A 24,285-nucleotide genomic window follows, 5' to 3' on the forward strand; every position below is an offset into this window, starting at 1 on the left:
GCTTAAAGAATTCAAGGTTTTGCACAAGGGATAACAATTTGAGCTCAGTGTCCCCCCACATAGTGAACTCACTGAGTCTTCTAGCTATAACGAAATGGAGAACAACGAATGGCTGGTGTTTTGGGAATGATTCTTGCTGGCGGTGAAGGTTCAAGGCTACGTCCTTTGACGGAATCTCGTAGTAAACCTGCGGTGCCTTTCGGCGGTAGTTACCGCTTAATCGACTTCGCGTTAAACAACTTTGTGAATGCTGACTTGATGCGTATTTACGTGTTAACGCAGTTTAAATCTCAATCTCTGTTCCATCATATGAAAAAAGGGTGGAACATCAACGGTATTACTGATCGTTTTATTGACCCCATTCCCGCACAGATGCGCACTGGCAAACGTTGGTATGAAGGTACTGCCGACGCTATCTACCAAAACCTACGTTTTATGGAGCTGTCTGAACCAGAACAAGTGTGTATCTTTGGTTCGGATCATATTTACAAGATGGACATTAAGCAGATGCTTAGTTTCCACAAAGAGAAACTGGCCGCATTAACCGTTTCTGCTTTAAGAATGCCATTAGCAGAAGCGTCGCAGTTTGGTGTGATTGAAGTCGATGCAGAAGGGCGTATGGTGGGCTTTGAAGAGAAACCGAGCGCGCCTAAATCGATTCCGGGTGACCCAGACTTTGCCTTGGTTTCAATGGGTAACTATATCTTTGAAGCGGATGTGCTGTTCGCTGAGTTGATTGAAGATGCGGACAACGAAAACTCATCCCACGATTTTGGGAAAGATATTATTCCTAAGATGTTCCCACGTGGTGATGTATTCGTGTACGACTTTAGCCAAAACCGCATTTCCGGAGAAAAAGCGGAAGTGTATTGGCGTGATGTCGGTACCATTGATGCTTACTGGCAAGCGCACATGGATCTGTTGAAAACAGACGCGCCATTCTCTCTATACAACCGAAAATGGCCGCTGCACACCTATCAGCCACCGTTGCCTCCAGCGACGTTTACCGATTCAGATAACGGGCGTGTACAGATTATTGATAGTCTAGTTTGCAATGGCAGCTACGTACGTGGTTCACGTATCGAAAAGTCTGTGCTAGGTTTCCGTAGTAATATCGCATCAGCCTGCGATATTAGCGAGTCTATTTTATTGGGTGATGTCAAAGTTGGGGAAGGCTGCGTGTTACGCCGTGTTATTGTTGACAAGGACGTAGATATCGCGCCAGGAACGCAAATAGGTGTGAATTTGCAGGAAGATAAGAAAATCTTCCATGTCTCTGATGACGGTATCGTTGTTATTCCAAAAGGAGCAAGAGTTGGCTACTAACCCTTTGTCGATTCTGTTTGTAGCATCGGAAGTCGAAGGTTTGATCAAAAGTGGTGGCTTGGCGGATGTTGCCAAGGCACTGCCTGAAGCTTTAGTGAACCTTCAGCATGATGCGAGAATTGCCATTCCGGCTTATACCGCAATTCCAGATGTGTGTGATGATGAAGTCATCCTCGATACACATCTAGAAACCTGGCCACATACTCATTATCAAGTCAAAAAACGTTTCTTAGGTGACAATCCTGTCTACTTAATTGCGTGTGGGCATTATTTTGACCGTCCGTCGATGTACGCTGAGAATAATCAGGCGTATACCGATAACGGTGAGCGCTTTGCTTTTTTTAGTGCTGCTTGTTTGGATATGTTACCAAAGATTGGTTTCCAGCCTGACATCGTGCATGCCAATGATTGGCATACAGGCTTAGTGCCATTTTTGCTTAAGCACCGTTACGGTCAAGATCCGTTTTTTGCACAAACAAAGAGTATTTTGTCTATCCATAATGCGGTCTTTAAAGGTGTCTTTCACTATGATGAGATGCAATGTTTGCCTGAATTTCATTGCCGAAATGTACCCGATGCTGCTGTCAGCTCTACGCATATGACGATGCTGAAAGCTGGGGTTATGAATGCGGATAAAATCAACGCAGTGAGCCCAACTTATGCAGAGGAACTGAAAACTGAACTTGGCAGTCACGGAATGGCTTGGGAGTTTCAGCAACGCGCGGGTGATCTCGTCGGGATTCTAAACGGCTGCGATTATTCTGCATGGCATCCAGATACTGACAGCTATTTACCCATCAACTACAAAGCAACTAAGCAGAGCATGGTGAGAGGGAAAAATGGCTGTAAACGTGCGCTTCAAGAGCAAGTCGGCCTACCTATAAAGGACGTCGCTATGTTTGGTATGGTATGTCGCTTGACGCATCAGAAAGGGGTGCATTACCTATTGCCAGTATTAACTGAGTTCCTGAAGTTGGATGTTCAGTTGGTTTTGGTTGGGACCGGTGATCCGTTGCTTGCTGCGCAATTACGTGATGTTGCAGCACAGTTCGGTGAAAAGTTTGTCTTTGTTGAAGCTTATAACAATCAACTCGCACACTTAGTTGAAGCTGCATCCGATTTCTTTTTAATGCCTTCAGAGTTTGAGCCTTGTGGCTTAAACCAAATCTATAGCATGGCGTATGGCTCCTTGCCGATCGTGAGAGGCGTTGGGGGTCTAAAAGACAGTGTATGTGATTACGATGTGAATCCAGAGACTGCGACAGGATTTGTGTTCTATGAGCCCACAGCGCAAGCGTTGTTGATTACCATGCAAAGAGCGTTGTTACTGTATGCACAGAACCTAACAGAGCTTCGACGGGTTCAGCTGTACGCGATGGAACGAGATTTTTGCTGGAACAAGGCAGCAGAGCAATATGTGGAGTTGTATCGTTCTGCGCTAAAATAGAGTAAAAGTTCTGAAATATGAATGGAAAGGCACTGATTATGGTGCCTTTTTACGTTTTTTAACCGAACTCAAATAGAATTTGAATTGATATGTGGTAGGATTCTTGCCTCCCATTCTTACTATGGTGATTCATTAACTATCCTTGTGGCTGAAGTCCCCATTTCGATTGGATTGTTCTTTGATACATCACCATTGCAAGTGGGCTAGCTATACTGTTTAAACCTTTTAGTTTTCTTTTTTTGGCGTTGTTTTATGGCTCAGGCGTTACTATTTCACAAAACTTATCTCCATCCTACCAGCCAAGAGTGGGTGGTTTTTGTGCATGGTGCGGGTGGCAGTTCGTCCATCTGGTTTAAGCAAATTAAAGCGTACAAGCAGCATTTCAATCTGTTATTGGTTGACTTGCGTGGGCACGGTAAATCCAATCAACTATTAAAAGAATTGATCAGTAACCGCTATACCTTTGGGGCGGTGACGCAAGATATCCTTAAGGTGCTTGATCATCTTAAAATTCATTCCGCGCATTTCGTTGGGATGTCGCTAGGGACGATCATTGTCCGAAATCTTGCGGAATTGGCAGGAGAAAGGGTTAAATCTATGGTGCTTGGTGGTGCGGTAACGCGTCTCGATGCGCGCTCTCGTATCTTGGTCTCTCTCGGTAACTTTGGCAAACATGTGTTGCCCTATATGTGGTTATACAAACTGTTTGCCTATATTGTGATGCCGCAAAAAAATCAGCAGGAATCACGCCATCTCTTTATCCGTGAAGCGAAGAAGCTTTGTCAAAAGGAGTTTAAGCGCTGGTTTATACTCGCGGCAGAGGTGAACCCACTAATGCGTTATTTCAAAGAACGTGAATTGCCGATCCCAACGTTATATTTGATGGGAGACCGTGATTACATGTTCATTAAACCCGTCAAAGAGATGGTTGCGGCTCACACCCAGAGTGAGTTGCTAGAGATAAAAAACTGTGGTCATGTGTGCAATGTGGAAAAGCCCGACGAGTTTAACCAGCATTCGATCGATTTTATCCAACGTCAAATCTAATGAAATAAGAGGAAGGCTAGGACCTTTCTCTGTCAATTGCGCTCATTACTCAAGTACTTGTCCACAATGCCAGCAAGCTCCAAATTGACCTTCTATTTCTTCTCCGCACTGTGGGCATAGCCAATTTTGATGTGCGACTTGCTGCTCACGAAAGCTGGCTAATATCGCTTTAGCAAAATCGAGTTTCTCGGGTTCCAACAACCAAATGTATGGATTGGTATCCTCGGTTGCTGGTAATTCACCTTTTAAGCCAAATAAACCCTCACCTCGAACCTCACATTGTACCGCTTCATTAATCAGCAATTGACACACAATATGTGCTTCGATAGGGGTGTTGGCGGTGAATATCTTCATAAGTGGCTTCCTTTTATGAAGAGAGCTGAGGTCTAAATTTACTCATGATCCATTTTACAGCGATAGGAAACACACCCAGTAACGCAAATGAGGCTAATACTGTCGGTGAAAGTATCCCCGACAACGAGTTGATGTCGGCCAATTGTGTCCCCGCATTTAGGTAAACAGCCGTACCAGGTAGCATGCCGATCTGGCTAGTAAGATAGTAACGACCAATGGAAATTGGTGTTAAACCCATCAGCAAGTTAATAAGGAAAAATGGGAAGACTGGGATCAGGCGTAACGAAAATAGATAAAAGGCGCCATCCTTTTCAACGCCTTGGTTGATCGCGCTAAGTTTGTCTCCAAAACGTGCCTGCACCCAATCTTTTAGCAGGTAGCGACTACTCAAAAATGCGATGGTTGCTCCAATGGTGCTGGCAAATGAGACAAGCAATAGGCTATACCAAAAACCAAACAGAGCAGCGCCCAATAGTGTGACGACGGTTGCTCCTGGTACTGAAAAGGCGGTAAGACCAACGTAAATGACAAAATAGCTTATTGAAGCAAACAGAAAGTTTTCTTCAATAAAACTGTTCAGGGCAAGTTGTTGTGCTTTAGCGTTGTCGAGTGTGAGGTATTGACTAAAATTAACCGCCAATAAAATAATGGTCGCGATAAGCAAGATTCCGAATACGAGTTTTTTGTTCATTCAATTTTTCTCCAGATAGCTTGGTTATCAGACCTGATTGATACAGAAAATCTTTCAAACGATATAAAAAAACCACATCATTTTGATGTGGTTTTAATCTATAAGAAATAATAAACGTGCTTGCCTACAAAGACAATTTATTCACTAATTCGTCTCGACGTTGCTGAGGAATCACACTCCAGTGCGTACCATTGATGGCTCCCTCTAACGCCCAAAGCAGCTCTAAGCTCACGGCACCACTGTGGGTGTTTTTAATCGCTTCGTATGCACGAACCGCGCCTTGAGACTCCAACTGCTCGACTGTTTCAATTCCCGCCTTTTTCAGCATTCGTTCGGTGGCTAAACGCAGGTTAGGCAGGTCTTTTAATCGTTCAGGTTTTGCTGTTGCTTGCTGTTGTTTATCGTTATTAGCACTGGCCAATGCACGTTTGGCTACGTTGAGTAGTGCATTTTGGTCTTGCCATAGCGCGTCTGAAATCGCGTAGTACTTAGTGACAACAGGGAAACCACGCTTAGTATAAACGTATGGTTTGAGTCCTTGCTTTTCAAAAAGTAATGTTGATTTTTGATCTGCGCGAATATGAAGCTGGTCTTTCACCACAAGTGCGAACATGGTCTCATCTGCAAAAAGGCCGAATCCGCCAAACATTGAGCGAGATTTTATCGCACCAAGTTGCTCAAAAAGCTTCATTGAATCTTTGAGTATCGGTTTATCCATGATGTGTTATCTCGGTGTAATTACTATTACGCCACCAAATCAGGTCCGAGAGATTAGCAAACCAATGCAAATACAATGTCATTAATGGGTAAACTTGTTGTTATGCATTTTTGCCATCGGTAACCCCGCTACCTACCAAAAAACGTCTGGTTTAGGCCGGAGGCTTTGCGTCCCACTTTTTCAAATGGTTTGCCCTGTGCGTGACACTAGAAGGATACGATTTCTATTGGAGTAACATCACATTTTCAAATAAAAAATGTGACATTGGTTCAGATAATAGTTGCAGTTAAGTGAATGATTGCTCGATTTTAAGAACTTAACAGAATTTGACTTAACAAATCACTTACTAAGAATGAAAAAAAAGCATCCAGATTTGGATGCTTTAGAATATTAGTCTTAACTAATTGATTTTTTTAACGGTATCGCGAACCACTAACTCGGGATGCATTTCAAACACGCGTTTGTCATGTTCTTTGTCCTTAATTCGTTCGAGAAGGATCTCAAATGCATTTTTACCAACACGGCGTTTTGGCTGGTGGATCGTTGTTAGCGGTGGTGAGAAGTACTCTGCTAACTCAATATTATCGTAGCCAATCACAGAGATGTCTTCAGGAATGCGAAGGCCTAACTGTTGAAGGCGGCTCATCAAACCCAGTGCCATGGTATCGTTGAAGCAGAAAACCGCCGTTGGGCGATCTTGCCACGACGCGATCTTGTCAGCAGCCATCACAGCCGTGTCACATTCGAAGTTTCCTTCAAGGATCCACTCGTTGTTTAGTGTGATATTGGCTTCCTTCATCGCACGTTTAAAGCCTTGGATGCGCTCTTGGCACGCGGCTTTTTCAAAGTGGCCACTCAAACATGCGATTTTTGTATGGCCATTATCAATCAGGTACTTAGTGGCCAAGTAGCCACCTTCTTCTGAGTTATCGATAATTTTATCGGCTTGTGAGCTGATTGGACCCCAGTCCATAATCACTTTAGGAATATCTGCATGCTTATCAAGCATTTCGCGGAGCTCTTCGGTGAGGTCTGAACACATCACCAAAATGCCATCTACGCGCTTTTCCGCAAGCATACGAATGTAGTCACGTTGCTTCTCGTAGATACCGCCCGTATTACAAAGAATTAGCGTATAGCCTTGGCGGTAACAGTAGCTTTCTACGCCATCAATTACTTCAGAAAAGAACAAATTGGTCGACTGTGTGACCAGCATACCAATAGTACGAGTGGTGTTGCACTTTAGGCTACGCGCTACTGCGCTCGGTGCGTAGTTGAGCTCGTCAACCGCTTTCATGACTTTTTCTTGAGTGGCTTCTGCAACAAAACGCGTTTTGTTGATTACGTGCGACACTGTGGTCGTGGATACTCCAGCGAGACGCGCGACATCTTTAATTGTGGCCATAGGTATTGTCCTGTCTAAGGTTGCATTTTGAATCTACGATTCTTTGTTGCAACACAGTTTGCTACCTTTCTCCGAATTCGCTTTGTAAGGAAGACACACTAGAAAAGCAGCAGCTTAGCTTTAAATAAACACAAAAACCGCTGTATTTCAGCGGTTTGCATTAAAATCATATTTTATCGATTGCGGTCTCAATTTTAGACCGAGACGGCAAGAGTGGCAACCTACTCAAACGGCGAATAGTGTATCCGCGTTCACACTTTAGTGGTTAAAGTGTAACCGAGTGTTTGCTCTATTGATAAGGGCGTAATTATTATCCAACTAAATAGTCGCTGTCCAGCATACAAAACGCAACAAGTAGTTTTATTGCACTGTTATAGAAGCCAAACTCATCATATTCTGCTGCTCGTTGAGAGAAGCTAGGTAACCAAGAGAGCAACATTTCTTGAATAAATGCGTTTTGCTCAATGAAGGCTTCTTCCATGTGGCGATCTTGTTCAAACTCATTTGAGCGAATGATAAGGTTGCCAAGAAAGTCGAGCATGATCGCTAAGTGATCGGCCGGTTCATTCAGTTGTTGATTGACCTGCACACCATGTTTTTTCAGCCAAGCGTCCATTTTTTGTGCTGGTTCGCCATTGAGTAGGCCATCTTTTGTTAGATAAATTGATGCGTATGGAAGTGCGCCGTGTTTTGCGGTTTTCAAAAATAGGTCACAAAAATCTGCCGCTAATTCCAATTGCGCATCTTGACGGTCAACAAGACGATTGAGTGCATCGACAAAGGCGTTAACGGATGGTCTCAGTGCATCGTTTTCAGCCAATCCAGTTAAAAACGCTCTAATTTCCATGCTTTGATATTTATCGAGCTCTTCCTGTGTCAGCTCTTTGGCAAATAAGCTCGAAAGCCACCAATATATTTCCGCACGTTTTTCATTAAAGGCTTTTATCTCTTGCATCATTTATCGCTCCTAAATCAATCTCCTATAAGTGTAACCAAAAAAAATGAATAACAATAACGCCTATTGTTAAGAAAAATATAAATATATTTGAGCTTGTTAATGGCTTGATATTAAGCTTGTTTTGAATCAATAAAAATCAAGATACTTGCATTTCAAACGAAGTATGACTAGAAATGTTACTAGTTATGAATAGAATATCTGCCCGTGTAGACAGAAATGACATGAAGTGGTGTAAATGAGCTATCACGTATTAGTCGTAGAAGATGATGTAGTGACTCGCAGTAAACTCGCGGGTTATTTTCAAAAAGAAGGTTACACAGTAAGTGAAGCGGAAAGTGGTGCCGAGATGCGCCATATTTTGCAAAATAGCTGCGTTGATTTGGTGATGTTAGACATTAACTTGCCAGGTGAAGATGGCTTGATGCTGACCCGTGAACTACGCAGCCAATCGGACATTGGCATTATTTTGGTAACCGGACGCACGGATAGCATAGATAAGATTGTTGGTTTGGAGATGGGGGCAGACGACTACGTCACCAAACCATTTGAATTACGAGAACTGCTGGTTCGAGTGAAGAACTTGTTGTGGCGAATTTCGCTTGCGCGCAGTGGTGGTTCAAAACATCAAGACGCGGAAAACGAAGACCATATTGTCCGCTTTGGCGACTGGACTTTCGATATTCATCGTCGAGCGTTGAGTCACAACGGTGAGCCAGTGAAGTTGACCAAGGCAGAATATGAGCTTCTGGTGGCGCTTTCGTCTTACCCAAATCAGGTATTAAGTCGTGAACGCATTCTCAACATGATCAGCCATCGTGTTGATGCGCCAAACGACAGAACGATCGATGTTTTGATTCGTCGCATGAGAGCAAAAATGGAGTTTGATCCTAAGAACCCACAAATTTTTGTGACCGTGCACGGTGAAGGCTACATGTTTGCAGGCGACTAGGCGTTGCTTAGAAAGCCAAAATTAACAAACAAAAAAAGAGCGGATTAAGCTCTTTTTTTGTTTCTGCAGGTCATGATTCATCATTTTGATGCGCGATTCTCTGCCATGATTTGTTCGTCAGTAAGAAGCAAATCTCGCATGCCTTGCCATAGCTGGCCGAGGGTTTCGTACCAGTAGCGCTCAGTTTGCTCAAGGTAGATGGCTTTAGGGGCATATCTATCCCAAGCTTGAGAGATGTTCTTTTGCGCAAGGTAGTTTGTTGGCGCAGGTAACGGCGTTATGCCAGCGTCATGAAACTCTTTCATTGCACGTGCCATGTGACTGGCAGAAGTAACCAAAACCAGCTGTTTCTGACGCACAAATGCTGCTGCTTGTCTCGCCTCTTCCCAAGTATCTTTGGCATCTTCAAGAAGAATAATGTCTGATTTCGCGACACCCAGAGCCAAAGCCACGTTTGCCATCATGCGCGCATGGCTGGTTTCTGAGCCGCCCGCATAGCCGGACAGAATCAATTTTGAGCCCGGATACATCTTTAAAATACGAATCCCTTCCGTCAAACGCATCAACGAAGCACGGCTTAACTCAGACGTAGGGGGGATTTGATCATCCACCACATGGCCATTGCCCAATACCATGACGTAATCGACGGTTTGTACTTCGGGTAGAAATACAGAGTATTGCCTTTCTAATGGCATTAATAACTTGCTGGCAACGGGTTGGAAAGAAACCAAGAATATCCCCAAAAAGGAGAATAATATGATGAAACACCCCGTTTTTTGTCTGGTGCTAAACATAATCAGCATCAGACCAGCTAAGCCTATTAAAAGTAGTGCTGGCAAAGGCATTAACAGTGCCGAGAGCACTTTTTTCAGCTCAAACATACAGAAATAGTCCGAAAAAACATCACTTGATAATAAAAATAAGAGAATGCCTCTTTATATCTGCTTTCCTTATGACAGAATAGCAGCACGATTAGATATGATAACTCAAGCTGCTGTGAACCAAGACCGTAATTTCGACGATATTGCCCACAAATTTGCAAAAAATATTTACGGGTCAGACAAAGGCGAGATTCGCCAAGTGATTGTTTGGGAAGATCTTCAACAATTGTTAGCCACCTTTGACGAGGCCAAACAGCCTCTAACCGTATTGGATGCGGGGGGCGGGTTGGCACAAATGTCACAAAAGCTTGCCAAACTCGGACATCACATTGCCTTATGTGATCTATCTTCTGAAATGCTGCAATTAGCAGAGCAGGATATTGCAAAAAATGGCTTGCTTGAGCAGTATCGGCTGATCCATTCTCCGGTGCAGAAGATTGGTGAGCACCTAGCAGAGCCCGTCGATGTGGTGATGTTTCATGCCGTGATGGAATGGTTGGCGGATCCAAAATCCGCGTTGGAAACGGTATTAGAACAAGTCGCACCGGGTGGCGCCGCGTCTATTATGTTCTACAACCACCATGGCTTGGTTTATAAGAATGTGGTCTGTGGCAATATCCCACATATTCTTGAGGGTATGCCTCATCGCAAACGCTTTAAGCTGCAACCGCAAAAAGGCCTAGAACCTCAATCTGTTTATCAGTGGATTGAAGACGCAGGTTTTGAAATTTATGGAAAATCCGGTATTCGCTGTTTCAGTGATTATATAGGGAACAGACAGAATATGGGTGATTACCAGTACGAGGATGTGCTCGAGTTGGAACGACGTCTGTGTCGCCAAGAGCCTTACCTCTCGCTGGGCCGATACATTCATGTGTGGGCTAAGAAGAAAGATAAACAGGAATAACAATGAGTGAGACAACTCTCAATGCTGCAGAGCAACCAATCGATGAATTGGTTAGTTGGGTTAAGCAGCACGATTTCTCATTGAACCTGACCACCGAGCGATTGGCGTTTCTCATCGCCATCGCTGTATTAAGTAACGAAAGGTTTGATGAAGAGTTGGGTGAAGGTGAGCTGCATGATGCGTTTACTATCGTCACTCGACTGTTTGAAGAAACGGGTGAAGCCTCAGCGTTTCGCGCCAATAACGCCATCAATGAGTTGGTTAAGCAGCGCCTGATCAGCCGCTTTACCAGCGAAATGACGGAAGGTGCCAGTATCTACCGTCTTTCGCCGTTGGCGATCGGCATTACTGACTACTATGTCCGTCATCGAGAATTCTCCAAGCTTAGACTATCGATTCAACTCTCCATGGTGGCTGGCGAAATGGCGAAAGCCATTGAAGCGGCCAAGCAAGGCGGGACGGCAGGGCATTGGAAGAAAAATGTCTATGCGGTGCTGAAATATTCAGTGGGTGAGATTTTCGATCAAATCGATCTCAACCAACGCGTGATGGATGAGCAACAACAATCGGTTAAACAGCAAATTGCCGATCTGCTGAACAAAGATTGGCGTGAAGCGATCAACAACTGTGAGTCACTGCTTTCAGAAACCTCGAACACGCTCAAAGAGCTGCAAGATACACTGCAAGCGGCAGGGGATGAGCTGCAAACTCAGATCTTGGATATTCAAGAGTTGGTCTATGGGGATGAAGAACTCGAGTTTATCGAAGAAACTCTGTTTGGGTTGCAGATGAAGCTCGATCGCATCACCAGCTGGGGTCAACAAGCCATCGATCTGTGGATCGGTTACGACCGCCATGTTCACAAATTTATCCGTACCGCGATTGATATGGATAAAAACCGAATCTTCAGTACTCGTCTACGCCAATCGGTCAAAGATTACTTCGACATGCCATGGTATCTCACTTACGCAGATGCGGAACGTTTGAGCGATTTGCGTGATGAAGCCTTAGTGCTGCGTGACGATGAAGTGACCGGACAAGTGCCACTTGAAGTGGAGTATGAAGAGTTTCAACAAGTCAATGATGAGCTTGCCGAGCGTATCGGTGAGATGTTGCGCCTACATAAAGACAACGGCAAGCCGATCGATCTCGGCATTGTGCTGAAAGATTATCTCGCGCAGCACCCTAGCACTCATCATTTCGATTTAGCTCGTATCGTTATCGACCAAGCGGTGCGCATGGGTTATTCCGAATCGGATTACCAAGCGATTCAGCCAGATTGGCAGGCAATTAACGACTACGGCGCAAAGGTACAAGCAAATGTCATCGACCGATATTAATGAATACATGCCAGAAAATCTGGCCAAAGCGATTTGCAACCCGCTGTTTCCAGCATTGGATAGCATGCTGCGTGCAGGTCGTCACATCTCGAGTGAAGATTTAGATAACCACGCACTGCTATCGGATTACGAAGTTGAGCTGTCGGCTTTTTATCAACGTTACAACACGGAGTTGGTGAAAGCGCCAGAAGGTTTCTTTTACCTTCGTCCGCGTTCAACCTCATTGATTGCCCGCAGTGTGCTCTCTGAGCTGGACATGTTGGTGGGCAAGGTGCTCTGTTTCCTTTACTTGAGCCCAGAGCGTTTGGCGCATGAAGGTATCTTTACCAATCAAGAGTTGTATGAAGAGCTGATCGCACTGACCGATGAAAAGAAACTGATGAAATTGGTGACCAACCGTGCGTCCGGGTCTGATCTCGACCGTGAAAAGTTGTTCGAAAAAGTACGCACCTCATTAAGACGTTTACGCCGTTTAGGCATGATCATCAATGTGGGAGACAGCGGCAAATTCAGCATCAGTGAAGCGGTGTTCCGTTTTGGTGCGGATGTGCGCGCGGGAGATGATATTCGCGAAGCGCAATTGCGTTTGATCCGCGATGGTGAAGCGGTGGTTCACACTCAAGAGCCGACTCAGGCAAGCCTACTGGCTGACGAAGAAGAACAGGATTATAACGAGCAAGCTGAATTAGAAGGTGAAGCATGATTGAAAGAGGTAAATATCAATCGCTGACCATGGTCAACTGGAACGGCTTTTTCGCTCGTACCTTTGATATTGATGGATTGGTCACCACCCTGTCAGGGGGCAATGGTGCAGGTAAATCAACCACGATGGCGGCGTTCATTACCGCGTTGATCCCAGACCAAAGTTTGCTGCATTTCCGTAACACAACCGAAGCGGGCAGCAGCCAAGCCTCTCGCGATAAAGGGCTTTACGGTAAGCTACAACCGGGTGCCTGTTACGCGGCATTGGATGTGGTGAACTCACGCAATCAACGCTTACTGTTTGCGGTGAAGCTACAGCAAGTGGCGGGCCGTGACAAAAAAGTGGACATCAAGCCGTTTGTGATTCAAGGCTTGCCAAGTCATGTGAAGCCAACGGATGTGCTGATTGAATCGGTCTCGGCCACTCAGGCGCGCGTTCGTCAAATCAACGAAGTGAAAGAGAGCGTTGCTCAGTATGAGGGCGTTCAGTTTAAGAGCTTCTCTTCGATTGTCGATTACCATGCACAGATGTTTGAGTTTGGCGTTATTCCGAAGAAATTACGCAACTCGAGCGACCGTTCGAAGTTCTACCGCCTGATTGAAGCTTCATTGTATGGCGGTATTTCGAGTGCGATTACTCGTTCACTGCGTGACTACCTGTTGCCACAAAATGGTGGGGTTAAGAAAGCGTTCCAAGATATGGAATCGGCATTGCGTGAAAACCGTATGACGCTGGAAGCGATCAAAACGACGCAAGCTGACCGCGATCTTTTCAAGCATTTGATTACGGAATCCACCAATTATGTGGCGGCAGACTATATGCGTCACGCCAATGAGCGTCACAAGAAGTTAGAGCAAAGTTTGTCACTACGCTCTGAACTCTTTAGCTCACGCGAGACACTGATTGAGCAAAACCGCTTACTGAATCAAGTTCAGCAAGAATTGGAAATGTTGGTTGAATCAGAATCGGCATTGGAGCAAGACTATCAAGGCGCTTCTGACCATTTGCAGTTGGTGCAAAATGCTTTACGTCAGCAAGAGAAAATCGAGCGTTACCAAGAAGATCTTGAAGAGCTGAATGAGCGTCTTGAAGAGCAATCCATGGTCGTGGAAGAAGCGCAAGAGCGCGTCTTAATGGCCGAAGAGCAGTCTACCGTCGCAGAGAACGAAGTAGACAGCTTGAAAACGCAGTTGGCCGATTACCAACAGGCGTTGGATGTGCAGCAAACTCGCGCGCTTCAATATCAACAGGCAGTTCAAGCGCTAGAAAAAGCCAAAGTGCTTTTGTCTGACAGCACGTTAACCGCTGAATCTGCGCAAGCCTTGGTAGCGCAGTTAACCCAAAGCGAAGCAGAGCAGACCCAAGCCTTGTTGGCGCTAAAGCACAAACTGGATATGTCCTCCGCGGCCGCGCAACAGTTTGAAAATGCGCTGAAATTAGTGCACAGCATTGCTGGTCAAGTTGAACGTGCAGAGGCTTCTCGCCATGCGAAAGCGGCTATTCAACAAGCGCGTTCCGCGCAGCAAGTGGTGCAAAACGAAAACCAATGGCGCGCGCAGCATCGTGACTTAGAACGTAGCTTGAATCAGCAAAACCAAGCGCAAGCCTTGGTCGCGGAATACCAAAAAGCACACCAAGTTACGCTTGATGATGAAGTGATGTTTGAGCAAGAGCGTGAACGTCATCATGCCCAACTTGACTCTCTTGAGATTGCGTTGGAAGAGAATCGCGAATTGCGTAGCGAGCAGCGCCGTCAGGAGCAAGATTTACAAAGTGACATCACGCAGCTTCAGGCGATCGCGCCAAAATGGATTGCGGCCAATGATGCACTCGAAAAACTGCGTGAGCAAAGTGGCGCAGAGCTAGCGGATAGCCAATCGGTGATGTCACAAATGCAGCAAGTTCTTGAGCAAGAGAAACAGCTTTCTCAAGCCAAAGACAAGCTGGCAGAGCGTCGCAGCCAACTGGAAAGTGAAATTGAACGTCTGGCCTCTCCTGGTGGTTCTAATGACCCACGTTTGAAAGGTTTAGCGGATACGCTAGGCGGTGTCTTGCTTTCTGAGATCTATGACGACATCACCATTGACGATGCGCCTTACTTCAGTGCGATGTACGGCCCTGCACGTCATGCGATTGTGGTGTCCGATTTGTCGGGCATCGAAGAAAAACTGGTGGAACTCGACGACTGTCCTGAGGATCTTTACATCATTGAAGGCGATGTGGATGCCTTTGATGACAGCTCAATCAAAGCGGAAGAGCTAGAGGGCGCAGTGTGCGTGCGTTTGAACGATCGTCAAATGCGTTACTCTCGTTTCCCTGTGATCCCGCTGTTTGGTCGTGCAGCACGTGAACAACGTTTAGAGCTGCTGCGTAGCGAGCGCGAAGAAGTCGTTGAAAAGCACGCGAAAGCGGCATTTGACGCGCAGAAAATGCAGCGTCTATTCCAAGCGTTTAACCAGTTTGTGGCTGAGCACATCCAAGTGGCCTTTGCTGCGGATCCCGAGCAAGCACTTGTGATTGCGCGCGATAAGCGTAACCAACTGACGCGCACTTTGGCTGAGTTGGAAGCGAAAGAGCTGCAGATGCGCAGCCAAATCCAAAACAGTAAGCAAGCGCTTACCATGCTGGATAAATTGGCACCGATGATGGCGGTGATCAGCGATGACACCATCGGAGAGCGCTTCGCGGAACTGGAAGAGAAAATTGCTCAGTTGGCCGATGCGAAGCAGTTCTTAGGCGCACACGCCAAAGCGGTTGAGCAGTTAGAAAGCCAATTAGCGGTACTTGACGCTGATCCTGAGCAGTTCGATGCACTGGAAGCGCAATATCAAAGCGCAGATAGCCAATTGCAAGCGTTGAAGAAGCAAATTTTCGCCTTGTCGGATTTGGTTGAACGTCGCCACTATTTTGCTTACGCCGATTCGGTTGATCTGCTTAGCAAGAGCAGCGAGCTGAGTGAACAGCTAAAAGCGAAATTGGTGGAAGCGGAACGTGCACGTAGCCGTTACCGTGATGAGCTCAAGCAGCAGCAAGAGCAGATGAACCAATACAACCAAGTGTTGGCCTCTCTAAAGAGTTCATATCAAGCGAAGTTGGAAACGGTTCAAGAATTTAAGCAAGAGCTGGCAGAGTTTGGTGTCAGTGCCGATGAAGGGGCGTTGGAGCGCGCGATTCGTCGTCGTGATGAACTTCACGAGCGTTTGCACACCTCACGCAGCCGTAAGAGCGAGTACGAACGTACCCTTACTTCAACAGAGCTGGGCATGAAAGAACTCGCCAAGCGCTTGAAGAAGGTGCAAAAAGAGTACGTAGAACTGCGTACGTTTGTCGTTGCTGCGAAAGCAGGCTGGTGCTCAGTACTGCGTTTAGCACGTGAAAACGACGTTGAGCGCCGCCTACACAAGCGTGAGCTGGCTTACTTGTCGGCGGGTGAACTGCGTTCCATGTCGGATAAATCACTGGGTGCACTGCGTCTTGCGGTTGCCAACAATGATGATCTGCGTGATGCACTGCGACTCTCTGAAGATAATGCGCGTCCTGAACGCAAAGTATTGTTCTACATTGCGGTTTACCAGCACTTACGTGAGCGTATTCGCCAAGACATCATCCATACCGATGATCCGGTCGAAGCGATTGAAGAGATGGAAGTGGAACTGGCTCGTCTGACTGAAGAGTTGACCATGCGTGAAAACCGCTTGGCCATCAGTTCTGAGTCGGTGGCGAGCATCATTAAGAAAACCATCCAACGTGAACAGAACCGTATTCGCATGTTGAACCAAGGTTTGTCCAATATCTCGTTTGGCCAGGTGAAGGGAGTTCGACTCAATGTGAAAGTGCGCGAAAGCCATGAAGTGTTACTGAATGGTCTCGCCACGCAGCAAGAACAGCATAAAGATCTGTTTGAAACGGCACGTTACACCTTCTCTGAAGCGATGGCGAAACTGTTCCAGCGTGTTAACCCGCACATTGATATGGGGCAACGTTCACCACAAGTCTTGGGTGAAGAACTGCTGGATTACCGCAACTACCTTGAATTGAGCATTGAAGTAAACCGTGGCTCTGATGGTTGGCTACAAGCGGAATCGGGTGCACTGTCTACTGGTGAAGCGATTGGTACTGGCCAATCTATTCTCTTGATGGTGGTGCAAAGCTGGGAAGAAGAGTCACGTCGTCTGCGTAGTAAAGACATCGTACCGTGTCGTTTGCTGTTCCTTGATGAGGCGGCGCGTCTGGATGCGAAATCGATCTCAACACTGTTTGAGCTTTGTGACCGCCTCGATATGCAACTGCTTATCGCTGCGCCAGAGAACATCAGCCCAGAGAAAGGCACCACTTATAAACTGGTGCGTAAAGTGTTTAAAGATCACGAACACGTGCATGTCGTCGGTTTGCGTGGCTTTGGCCAAGAGCAGAAACCGAAGAGTGAAGCGCAACAGATGATCGAAGAGTTTGAAGCGTAAACTCAATAGCGATAAAACCAAACGCCCGCGATGATCATCGCGGGCGTTTTTTTATTGTTGATGAAGCTCAGGGCGAGTCAGCGCTTGCTGGCGAAATTGCTTCGGTGACGCGCCGCTCCATTTACGAAATGCGTGACGGAAATTGGCGCTATCGGAAAAACCAACACGCTCTGAAATCTCTTCAATGCTCATTTTCGTGGAAGCAAGGTAGTGGCGGGCAAAATGGAAGCGTACATGATCTAAGATTTGTTGGTAGCTACTCTCTTCTGTTTTCAAGCGACGGCGAAGGGTTCTTGAGGACATGCCAAGTTCGGCGGACAAGGTTTCAATAGATGGATAATACCCTGGTCTTTCCACAAACATTTGGGTGATTTTTTCCTTGAGGCTCGCTTTGCCGCTTACTTTCTCCAACATTTCGTCGCACGATTTAAGGCACAGTTGCAGTGTGGCGGTATTGGCCGCGGGAAGAGGCTCTTGCAAACTCCTAGCATCAAACTGCCACTCTAAACGTGGGCTGTTAAACTCGATTTGGCAGTGAAATATTTGCCGATACAGTTCACTGTATTCCGGTTCGGGATAGGGGAAACGGATAATCGTGGAAGGGAAGGGCTTTTGCATCACTTCTTCGCATAAGCTGTGTATTGCAGCAAACCAATATTCACAACAAAACGGCAAAAGAGATTGCAAATCAATCAATTGTTCGGCTCGAAAATAGCCGGTATGGCCTTCGATACCCATGGTCTTTTTGAGCACAGGGCCGGCCAATCGCAGGTACTTAAAACCAATCATCATCGCGTCGAAGAGCGTATTGCTGCTAAATATCGCGTAACCCAGCACGCCAAAATCACTAAATCGGGCTTGCTGACCGACGCGCAGACCTAATCCGCCCTCTTCTGAATGGGCTAAGGCATTGCTAAAAATCGCCAATTTTTGTGCGAGAGTGATGTGCGTGTCCGGAGTATAGAGTTGCGAAACGCTGAGACCACTGCCGAGCAGCAGTGAGTCAATGCTGACTTTTGATTCCAAATAGCGGTTGAGTAGCTGCAGATCTAAAATGCCACAAGCTTGAGCATCCGGTTCATAAACGGCAACGTATTTCATTGTCCCTCTCCATTTCAACGTCATCCTAGCGCGGACTGAGGTGCGATTTAGTCACCTTAAGATAATTTTGTCCGAATATCACCGTTTTTTGTCTTTTTGTAACCTGTGCGTCATGTTATCAAAATGTTGTAATCATTTAAATTGCACCGTGGGAGAGAAACATGAATGTACTGGCTAGGCAAGATAGGGACGTACATCGCGATCAAGGAGTGATGGCAACCCATGACGCCACAGCAAGCGAACTTGCAACGTGGTTTTCCGAATTACAAACGGCTTATCAAGCAGAGCCTAGCGCGAGCTACTTGGTGAGAAAACATCGATTACTGGCGCTAAAAAAACAACTTTCTCGCTATCAAGACATACTAGCAGAAGCAATGAGTCAAGATTTTGGAGGTCGAAGTCATACCGAGTCCATCATGGCGGATGTGCTTGCGCCAATTCTTGATATCAACCATGTGCTCAAACACTTGAAGGGGTGGATGAAGCCCAGCCGAAGAGCGACAGAGTGGCTGTTTAAAGGCAATCAACTGGAGGTTCGTTATCAGCCGAAAGGCGTGGTAGGCATTATCTGCCCTTGGAACTTCCCGTTGTATCTCTCGATAGGCCCGATGATCACGGCGTTAGCCGCAGGCAATCGCTGTATGATCAAGATGCCACCCAATTGCCCGCAAACCACGCGACAGCTCCGTCGCATGCTTGCCGAGATCTACCCAACAAATCTAGTTCGTATCGTAGAAGGTACGCATCCAGAAGCTATGGACATTTCACATTTGCCTTTTGATCATTTGGTGTTTACTGGGTCCCCCACGAGCGGAAAGATCATCATGGCAAACGCTGCCGCCAATCTCACGCCGGTGACTTTAGAGCTGGGGGGCAAGTCGCCAGTGGTGGTGTTTGATGATTATGAGATAGAAAAAGCAGCGCAGCGAATTGCGCATGGTAAAGGGTTCAACTCTGGGCAAATCTGTATCGCTCCCGATTACGCGTTTGTGCCTGAAGGTAAGCAGGAAGCCTTTATTGATGCGTTGAAATCTGCCCATCAAAGTATGTACGGTGATATCAAGGCCAATCAAGATTACACCGCGCTAGTTGACGACGCGCAGTACCAGCGATTCCATAGCTTGCTTGAGGATGCGCGAAGTAAAGGAGCGACGATTACCCAATGTCTTGAACCTGGAGAAGGGCGAAAAACGCCGCTGTATATTGCGACCAATCTGACGCCAGATATGCGTATCTGCCAAGAAGAGATCTTTGGGCCTCTGTTACCTGTTCACACCTTTCAGGCCATCGAAGAGGTCATCGACTATATCAACCAACGGCCAAGGCCTCTGGCGTGTTACTTGTTCAGCCATCATCCAAAACAACGTGAAACCTTGCTCACTCAAACCCACAGTGGCGGTGTCACCATCAATGGCTGGGGCTGGCATGTGCTCAACCATTCTGTGCCGTTTGGCGGCGTCGGCAATTCCGGCATCGGCAACTACCATGGCGAAGAGGGCTTTCGTGAACTTAGCCACGCACGCACCGTTTTGAAAATGCGTGATTGGTTTCCGATTCAGTTGTTTGCGCCACCCTATGGCAATTGGGTGCAAAAACTGGTGGTACGCGTGTTTGCTGGCAAACCTGATCCCACGCTGAAAGAGTGATTTTTAAAACAGCTTCAACCGTACTGATGGCGTTGAAAACGTCATAAAGCAGAAATACCCAGTCGAGGTAGAGGAGAGAGCATGAAGGAATATGATTTTATTGTTGTCGGTGGCGGCTCTGCCGGTTGTGTGTTGGCGTCTCGATTGACGGAAGATCCTGACGTCACCGTCTGTTTGCTGGAAGCGGGGGCAAAGATAGCAGCCCTCTCATTCATACACCTGTTGGCATGGTGGCGATGATGCCCACCAAAATAAACAATTGGGGGTTTGAAACCATCCCACAAGCAGGTTTGAATGGTAGAAAAGGGTATCAACCGCGGGGCAAAACGTTAGGCGGTTCCAGTTCTATCAATGCCATGATGTACGCCAGAGGGCATCGATACGACTACGACTTATGGGCGAGTTTGGGAAACGTCGGTTGGAGTTATGACGACTGCTTACCCTATTTCAAAAAAGCGGAGAACAACGAGATTCATCGTGATGAATTTCATGGCCAAGGTGGCCCTTTGAATGTCACGAATTTACGCTCACCGAGTGACGTGTTGGAACGTTATTTAGCCGCTTGCGAGTCGATAGGCGTCCCACGCAATCCCGATATCAATGGTGCGCAACAGTTGGGAGCGATGGCCACTCAAGTAACACAAATCAATGGTGAAAGGTGCAGTGCCGCCAAAGCGTATCTTACTCCTCATTTGGACAGGCCAAATTTAACGGTGTTAACTCAAGCGACCACCCATAAAATTCTCTTTGACGGCAAGAGAGCGGTTGGCGTCGAATATGGCCAAAAAGGCCACACGTTTCAGATCCGCTGTAAGCGAGAAGTGATTTTATCTGCTGGCGCGTTTGGCTCTCCACAACTGCTTTTGCTTTCGGGCGTCGGGGCGAAGAAGGATTTACAGCCATATGGTATTCAGCAAGTTCACTCATTACCCGGGGTAGGGGAGAACTTGCAAGACCACATTGACTTAGTTCATACCTATCGTTGCAGTGCCAAGCGCGATACCTTTGGTGTCTCACTTCGTATGGCGTCGGAATTGACCAAAGCGTTGCCACAATGGATCACGCAACGGACGGGTAAAATGAGCAGCAATTTTGCTGAGGGGATCGGCTTCTTATGCTCTGATGACAGCGTAGAGATCCCCGATCTGGAGTTTGTTTTTGTCGTGGCGGTAGTGGACGATCATGCGCGGAAAATTCATGCAAGCCACGGCTTTAGTAGCCATGTGACTTTATTACGACCCAAAAGTGTTGGCCGCGTCAAACTGAACAGCGCCAACCCTTACGATGTTCCCCACATTGACCCGGCGTTTTTTACGCATCCAGAAGATATGGAAATCATGATCAAAGGCTGGAAAAAACAGCAGCAAATGTTAGAGAGCTCGGCGTTTGATGACATTCGAGGGGAGAGCTTTTATCCCGTTGATGCCTCGGATGACAAAGCGATAGAGCAAGACATTCGTAACCGTGCTGATACACAATATCATCCGGTTGGCACGTGCAAAATGGGCGTGGCAAGTGATCCGCTGGCCGTGGTTGATCATCAGCTCAGAGTTCATGGCTTAGCGGGGCTAAGGGTGGTGGATGCCTCCATTATGCCGACCTTGATTGGTGCAAACACCAACGCGCCAACCATCATGATTGCGGAGAAAATCGCCGATGCGATTAAAGCGCACTATGCGGGTTTGGTTTGCGAGGAGAAGGAAACAATGCCAGCGGTTTAACTGTTATTAAGAGTGCTATTGTCGACGTTTTAGGATAAAAATACGCCACTGCGCTCAAATGGCCAACAAGAAAACGCCCGCAATCATCGCGGGCGTTTATCGTATAAGTGACGCAAGAATTGATCTAGCTTGCGCTGCTATCAAAATCTTGTTTTGCGCCAAATTGACGCATTGAATACGCGACGCGCTCTTCTGCTGAGGGATAGACCAGTGGTGCGCCCAAGTTCTCAATATGGTGTAAGCGTGGTAAAAGCCCGGCACCGTTGGCAATTTGAATCGCTAGACCAGGGCGAGCGTTGAGTTCCAATACCATTGGTCCTTCTTCTTTATCCAACACCATATCGGTACCGAGATAACCCAGTCCGGTCATTTCCCACGCACTGGCTGCCAAGGTCAACAAACGTTGCCAATGAGGCACTTGTAAAGTAGCAAGATCTTTTCCTGTGTCTGGATGGTGAGTGACAGGTTGGTTGAACTGCACGGCACGAATCGCTTTCCCCGTCGCAATATCAATACCTACCCCAACCGCACCTTGGTGCAAGTTGGCTTTTCCATCCGACGCGGCCGTTGAGCAACGCATCATCGCCATCACAGGGTAGCCTTTGAATACGATGATCCGCACATCGGGCACCCCTTCGAAGCTGAATCCGTCAAAGCAGTTATCAAACTTAATTAAGTTCTCAACCACGGCGACATCGTTCTTACCACCAAGAGAGAATAACCCCGCTAGAGCATTAGAAATATGGCGTTCGATCTCTTCTTTGTTGATGGTGGAACCCGAAGGTTTGGTGTAAACGCCCTCTTTGTGCGAGGTCACCACAAGAATGCCTTTACCGCCACTACCACGAGCGGGTTTGATCACAAACCCGGGCCAATCTTTGACCATTTCGTGAATGCGTTTCACATCGGCCTGATTGCTGATCACACCAATCAACTGCGGCACTGTACAGCCCGCACGTTGCGCGATGATCTTGGTTTTGAGCTTGTCATCCACCAAAGGGTATTTGGAACGGTCGTTGTAGCGACCAATATAAGCGTGGTTACGCTTATTCATCCCCATGATCCCTTTGCGTCGCAGCTTCATCGGTGATGTGTACTTAGACAAAAAGGAGAACATAGATTAATCCTCCACCAATGGCTTAAAGCGGCGCAGTTCTGTAATGCGGTATCCAGTGTAAGTACCCAATAGCAGAATTGCCGCCAGTACCACAAGCTGAAGACCAATGAAGTTAAAGGTTAGGTGCTGGATGTATGGGTTAGTCATGCCAAGGTAAACCAATACTGCGGTAAATAATGAACCACCGCCTTGCAGTACCACCTCTTTCGCGCCTTCTTCTTCCCACAAGATGGACATACGTTCGATGGTCCATGACAAGATGATCATTGGGAAGAAGGTGATAGAAAGGCCTTCGGTTAGACCAATCTTGAATGCCACGACGGTGAACACGGAAATAATCAGAATAACGGTAATAATGACCGCAGATATCCGCGCAACCAACAGCAAGTTCAGCTTGGAGAGGTAGCTACGAATGATCAAACCCGTACCCACAATCAATAAGAAACCGACAATCCCCGTAACCAGTTGCGTCTGTACAAACGCCACGGCAATCAGTACGGGCATAAAGGTGCCGGATGTTTTCAAACCAATGATGACGCGCAAGAACACCACAATGAGTGCGCCAATCGGCACCAACATGATGGTCTTAAACATCGCTTGTTCTTCGAGAGGTAAGCTGTGAATCGAGAGGTTCAGTAGGCCATCGGCTTCCACTTTGTTGTTGGTTGCCGCTTGCGGTGAAATGTCTTGCGCAATCATGGAGAAATGCACTTGGCTATTTTGACCACCGACCAAATCCAGTAGCGATACGTTAGAATCATCCCATACCAGCAAGTTGCCTTGGTCAGCGTGTTGCTCAGAGTTTGGCGAGAATAGAACCCAAGATTGCCCATCCCACACTTGAATCATTGATTCAATAGTTTGGCGACGACGACCATCTTCCAAAGCGATGACTCCGACCATTTTGCTTTGAACATCGGCAGTCGAAAGCAGTTTGTAGATGGTGGTGGCACGGTCAGCGTTGTTAAGCAGTAGCGCTGCGTTTTGGCTGTCGGGATCGTTGAGTGTCTTGATCAACTCGCGCGTGAACGTGATGTTATCAGATGAGCGAGCCATCGCGCGCTCAATTAAGGCTTTCGCGGCTGTTTGTTCCGGATTAGAGTAGGTCGGTTTGTTGATCGGCTCAGTGGGCGGTTGTACGGTCACTTTTGCCTGTGGGTCCACTAGAAACTGTGTTTTGTAGTAAATCGTTTGTGGGCCACTCGCCTGACGGATCGACCACTCGGCGCGACGACCCGATGCGGTATTAACGTAAGAGACGCCATAGCCTGGAGACGATGCTGTCTCATTGATCAAGGTGAAGCCATTTTGAGTATGAGGTGCTGCAAGTGAGGCTTTCACCTCTTGACCGCTGGCGTTAAATTCAATGCGCGCTTCAATATCCCAGATCTGGCGGCTTTCGCCGGGTGTCCATGGCACGCCATAGGTTTGATGGCGAAACACGCTGAGTGTTATCCCTGCGACAATCAGCAGGATGATAGAAAGATAAAAGGGAACTCGGGAAGTCATAGCCT

18 protein-coding genes, 1 pseudogene and 1 riboswitch are annotated in these 24,285 nt (G+C 46.9%); of the genes and pseudogenes, 10 read left to right on the plus strand and 9 right to left on the minus strand.

What is annotated here, in order from left to right; translation table 11 throughout:
• Nucleotides 1–108 precede the first annotated feature (108 nt).
• From glgC to VV1_RS10050, 3 genes are all read left to right on the plus strand, one after another.
• Nucleotides 109–1,326 (plus strand): glucose-1-phosphate adenylyltransferase, encoded by a 1,218-nt coding sequence (glgC, locus tag VV1_RS10040; RefSeq protein WP_011080011.1) that lies wholly within the window; start codon nucleotides 109–111, stop codon nucleotides 1,324–1,326.
• A complete protein-coding gene (gene glgA, locus VV1_RS10045) occupies nucleotides 1,316–2,773 on the plus strand; it encodes a glycogen synthase GlgA (protein ID WP_011080012.1) in 1,458 nt (485 codons plus the stop codon). Before glgC ends, glgA begins: the two co-directional genes overlap by 11 nt.
• A 252-nt stretch (nucleotides 2,774–3,025) precedes the next feature.
• Nucleotides 3,026–3,820: an alpha/beta fold hydrolase gene (locus tag VV1_RS10050; RefSeq protein WP_011080013.1), complete on the plus strand. Its 795-nt coding sequence runs from the start codon at nucleotides 3,026–3,028 to the stop codon at nucleotides 3,818–3,820.
• 45 nt (nucleotides 3,821–3,865) lie between these two features.
• Here VV1_RS10050 and VV1_RS10055 read toward each other — a convergent pair whose 3' ends face one another.
• From VV1_RS10055 to torD, 5 genes are all read right to left on the minus strand, one after another.
• A complete protein-coding gene (locus tag VV1_RS10055) occupies nucleotides 3,866–4,174 on the minus strand; it encodes a putative signal transducing protein (RefSeq protein WP_011080014.1) in 309 nt (102 codons plus the stop codon).
• 13 nt (nucleotides 4,175–4,187) lie between these two features.
• Complete coding sequence (locus tag VV1_RS10060; protein ID WP_011080015.1) at nucleotides 4,188–4,865, minus strand: TVP38/TMEM64 family protein; 678 nt, start codon at nucleotides 4,863–4,865, stop codon at nucleotides 4,188–4,190.
• A gap of 124 nt (nucleotides 4,866–4,989) precedes the next feature.
• The gene (locus tag VV1_RS10065) at nucleotides 4,990–5,583 is read right to left on the minus strand and encodes a TfoX/Sxy family DNA transformation protein (RefSeq protein WP_011080016.1); all 594 of its coding nucleotides are present in this window, start codon (nucleotides 5,581–5,583) and stop codon (nucleotides 4,990–4,992) included.
• A gap of 115 nt (nucleotides 5,584–5,698) precedes the next feature.
• Nucleotides 5,699–5,787: riboswitch (cyclic di-GMP riboswitch) on the minus strand.
• A gap of 196 nt (nucleotides 5,788–5,983) precedes the next feature.
• Nucleotides 5,984–6,988, minus strand: a complete 1,005-nt coding sequence (purR, locus tag VV1_RS10070) for an HTH-type transcriptional repressor PurR (RefSeq protein WP_011080017.1) — start codon at nucleotides 6,986–6,988, stop codon at nucleotides 5,984–5,986.
• A 310-nt stretch (nucleotides 6,989–7,298) separates the two neighbouring features.
• Nucleotides 7,299–7,946: a molecular chaperone TorD gene (gene torD, locus VV1_RS10075; protein ID WP_011080018.1), complete on the minus strand. Its 648-nt coding sequence runs from the start codon at nucleotides 7,944–7,946 to the stop codon at nucleotides 7,299–7,301.
• Between the two features lie 235 nt (nucleotides 7,947–8,181).
• On the opposite strand from torD, the gene torR reads away from it, so the two are divergent.
• A complete protein-coding gene (gene torR / locus VV1_RS10080; protein WP_011080019.1) occupies nucleotides 8,182–8,895 on the plus strand; it encodes a two-component system response regulator TorR in 714 nt (237 codons plus the stop codon).
• 80 nt (nucleotides 8,896–8,975) lie between these two features.
• Here the strand turns inward: torR and elyC are convergent, their stop codons facing one another.
• The gene (elyC, locus tag VV1_RS10085) at nucleotides 8,976–9,776 is read right to left on the minus strand and encodes an envelope biogenesis factor ElyC (protein WP_011080020.1); all 801 of its coding nucleotides are present in this window, start codon (nucleotides 9,774–9,776) and stop codon (nucleotides 8,976–8,978) included.
• Nucleotides 9,777–9,873: 97 nt separating this feature from the next.
• Between elyC and cmoM the strand changes: the two genes are divergently transcribed.
• Genes cmoM through mukB form a run of 4 tightly spaced genes read left to right on the plus strand, consistent with a single transcriptional unit; the run spans nucleotide 9,874 to nucleotide 17,186 of the window.
• Nucleotides 9,874–10,683, plus strand: a complete 810-nt coding sequence (gene cmoM / locus VV1_RS10090) for a tRNA uridine 5-oxyacetic acid(34) methyltransferase CmoM (protein ID WP_011080021.1) — start codon at nucleotides 9,874–9,876, stop codon at nucleotides 10,681–10,683.
• Nucleotides 10,684–10,685: 2 nt separating this feature from the next.
• Complete coding sequence (gene mukF / locus VV1_RS10095) at nucleotides 10,686–12,023, plus strand: chromosome partition protein MukF (RefSeq protein WP_011080022.1); 1,338 nt, start codon at nucleotides 10,686–10,688, stop codon at nucleotides 12,021–12,023.
• Entirely contained in the window at nucleotides 12,004–12,726 is a 723-nt protein-coding gene (gene mukE / locus VV1_RS10100) for a chromosome partition protein MukE (protein WP_011080023.1), read from the plus strand. Before mukF ends, mukE begins: the two co-directional genes overlap by 20 nt.
• A complete protein-coding gene (mukB, locus tag VV1_RS10105) occupies nucleotides 12,723–17,186 on the plus strand; it encodes a chromosome partition protein MukB (RefSeq protein WP_011080024.1) in 4,464 nt (1,487 codons plus the stop codon). Before mukE ends, mukB begins: the two co-directional genes overlap by 4 nt.
• 51 nt (nucleotides 17,187–17,237) lie before the next feature.
• Here the strand turns inward: mukB and VV1_RS10110 are convergent, their stop codons facing one another.
• Nucleotides 17,238–18,287, minus strand: coding sequence for an AraC family transcriptional regulator (locus VV1_RS10110; protein ID WP_013571411.1), 1,050 nt, complete (start codon nucleotides 18,285–18,287; stop codon nucleotides 17,238–17,240).
• Between the two features lie 161 nt (nucleotides 18,288–18,448).
• Here VV1_RS10110 and VV1_RS10115 point away from each other — a divergent pair, with 161 nt between their 5' ends.
• Nucleotides 18,449–19,933: a coniferyl aldehyde dehydrogenase gene (locus VV1_RS10115; protein ID WP_011080026.1), complete on the plus strand. Its 1,485-nt coding sequence runs from the start codon at nucleotides 18,449–18,451 to the stop codon at nucleotides 19,931–19,933.
• An 81-nt stretch (nucleotides 19,934–20,014) separates the two neighbouring features.
• A pseudogene (locus VV1_RS10120) lies at nucleotides 20,015–21,654 on the plus strand (GMC family oxidoreductase).
• A gap of 124 nt (nucleotides 21,655–21,778) precedes the next feature.
• On the opposite strand, the gene VV1_RS10125 reads toward VV1_RS10120, so the two are convergent.
• Entirely contained in the window at nucleotides 21,779–22,771 is a 993-nt protein-coding gene (locus VV1_RS10125; protein ID WP_011080029.1) for an alpha-L-glutamate ligase-like protein, read from the minus strand.
• 3 nt (nucleotides 22,772–22,774) lie between these two features.
• The gene (locus VV1_RS10130; RefSeq protein ID WP_011080030.1) at nucleotides 22,775–24,280 is read right to left on the minus strand and encodes an inactive transglutaminase family protein; all 1,506 of its coding nucleotides are present in this window, start codon (nucleotides 24,278–24,280) and stop codon (nucleotides 22,775–22,777) included.
• Nucleotides 24,281–24,285 lie beyond the last annotated feature (5 nt).

It is taken from the genome of Vibrio vulnificus CMCP6 (assembly GCF_000039765.1).
GTDB lineage: Bacteria > Pseudomonadota > Gammaproteobacteria > Enterobacterales > Vibrionaceae > Vibrio > Vibrio vulnificus_B.

Bases quoted from the DNA above. Each gene is read 5' to 3' on its own strand.
- glgC (WP_011080011.1), top strand. From the start codon at position 109: ATGGCTGGTGTTTTGGGAATGATTCTTGCTGGCGGTGAAGGTTCAAGG.
- VV1_RS10050 (WP_011080013.1), top strand. From the start codon at position 3,026: ATGGCTCAGGCGTTACTATTTCACAAAACTTATCTCCATCCTACCAGC.
- VV1_RS10055 (WP_011080014.1), bottom strand. From the start codon at position 4,174: ATGAAGATATTCACCGCCAACACCCCTATCGAAGCACATATTGTGTGT.
- VV1_RS10060 (WP_011080015.1), bottom strand. From the start codon at position 4,865: ATGAACAAAAAACTCGTATTCGGAATCTTGCTTATCGCGACCATTATT.
- VV1_RS10065 (WP_011080016.1), bottom strand. From the start codon at position 5,583: ATGGATAAACCGATACTCAAAGATTCAATGAAGCTTTTTGAGCAACTT.
- purR (WP_011080017.1), bottom strand. From the start codon at position 6,988: ATGGCCACAATTAAAGATGTCGCGCGTCTCGCTGGAGTATCCACGACC.
- torD (WP_011080018.1), bottom strand. From the start codon at position 7,946: ATGATGCAAGAGATAAAAGCCTTTAATGAAAAACGTGCGGAAATATAT.
- torR (WP_011080019.1), top strand. From the start codon at position 8,182: ATGAGCTATCACGTATTAGTCGTAGAAGATGATGTAGTGACTCGCAGT.
- elyC (WP_011080020.1), bottom strand. From the start codon at position 9,776: ATGTTTGAGCTGAAAAAAGTGCTCTCGGCACTGTTAATGCCTTTGCCA.
- cmoM (WP_011080021.1), top strand. From the start codon at position 9,874: ATGATAACTCAAGCTGCTGTGAACCAAGACCGTAATTTCGACGATATT.
- mukF (WP_011080022.1), top strand. From the start codon at position 10,686: ATGAGTGAGACAACTCTCAATGCTGCAGAGCAACCAATCGATGAATTG.
- mukE (WP_011080023.1), top strand. From the start codon at position 12,004: ATGTCATCGACCGATATTAATGAATACATGCCAGAAAATCTGGCCAAA.
- mukB (WP_011080024.1), top strand. From the start codon at position 12,723: ATGATTGAAAGAGGTAAATATCAATCGCTGACCATGGTCAACTGGAAC.
- VV1_RS10110 (WP_013571411.1), bottom strand. From the start codon at position 18,287: ATGAAATACGTTGCCGTTTATGAACCGGATGCTCAAGCTTGTGGCATT.
- VV1_RS10115 (WP_011080026.1), top strand. From the start codon at position 18,449: ATGAATGTACTGGCTAGGCAAGATAGGGACGTACATCGCGATCAAGGA.
- VV1_RS10125 (WP_011080029.1), bottom strand. From the start codon at position 22,771: ATGTTCTCCTTTTTGTCTAAGTACACATCACCGATGAAGCTGCGACGC.
- VV1_RS10130 (WP_011080030.1), bottom strand. From the start codon at position 24,280: ATGACTTCCCGAGTTCCCTTTTATCTTTCTATCATCCTGCTGATTGTC.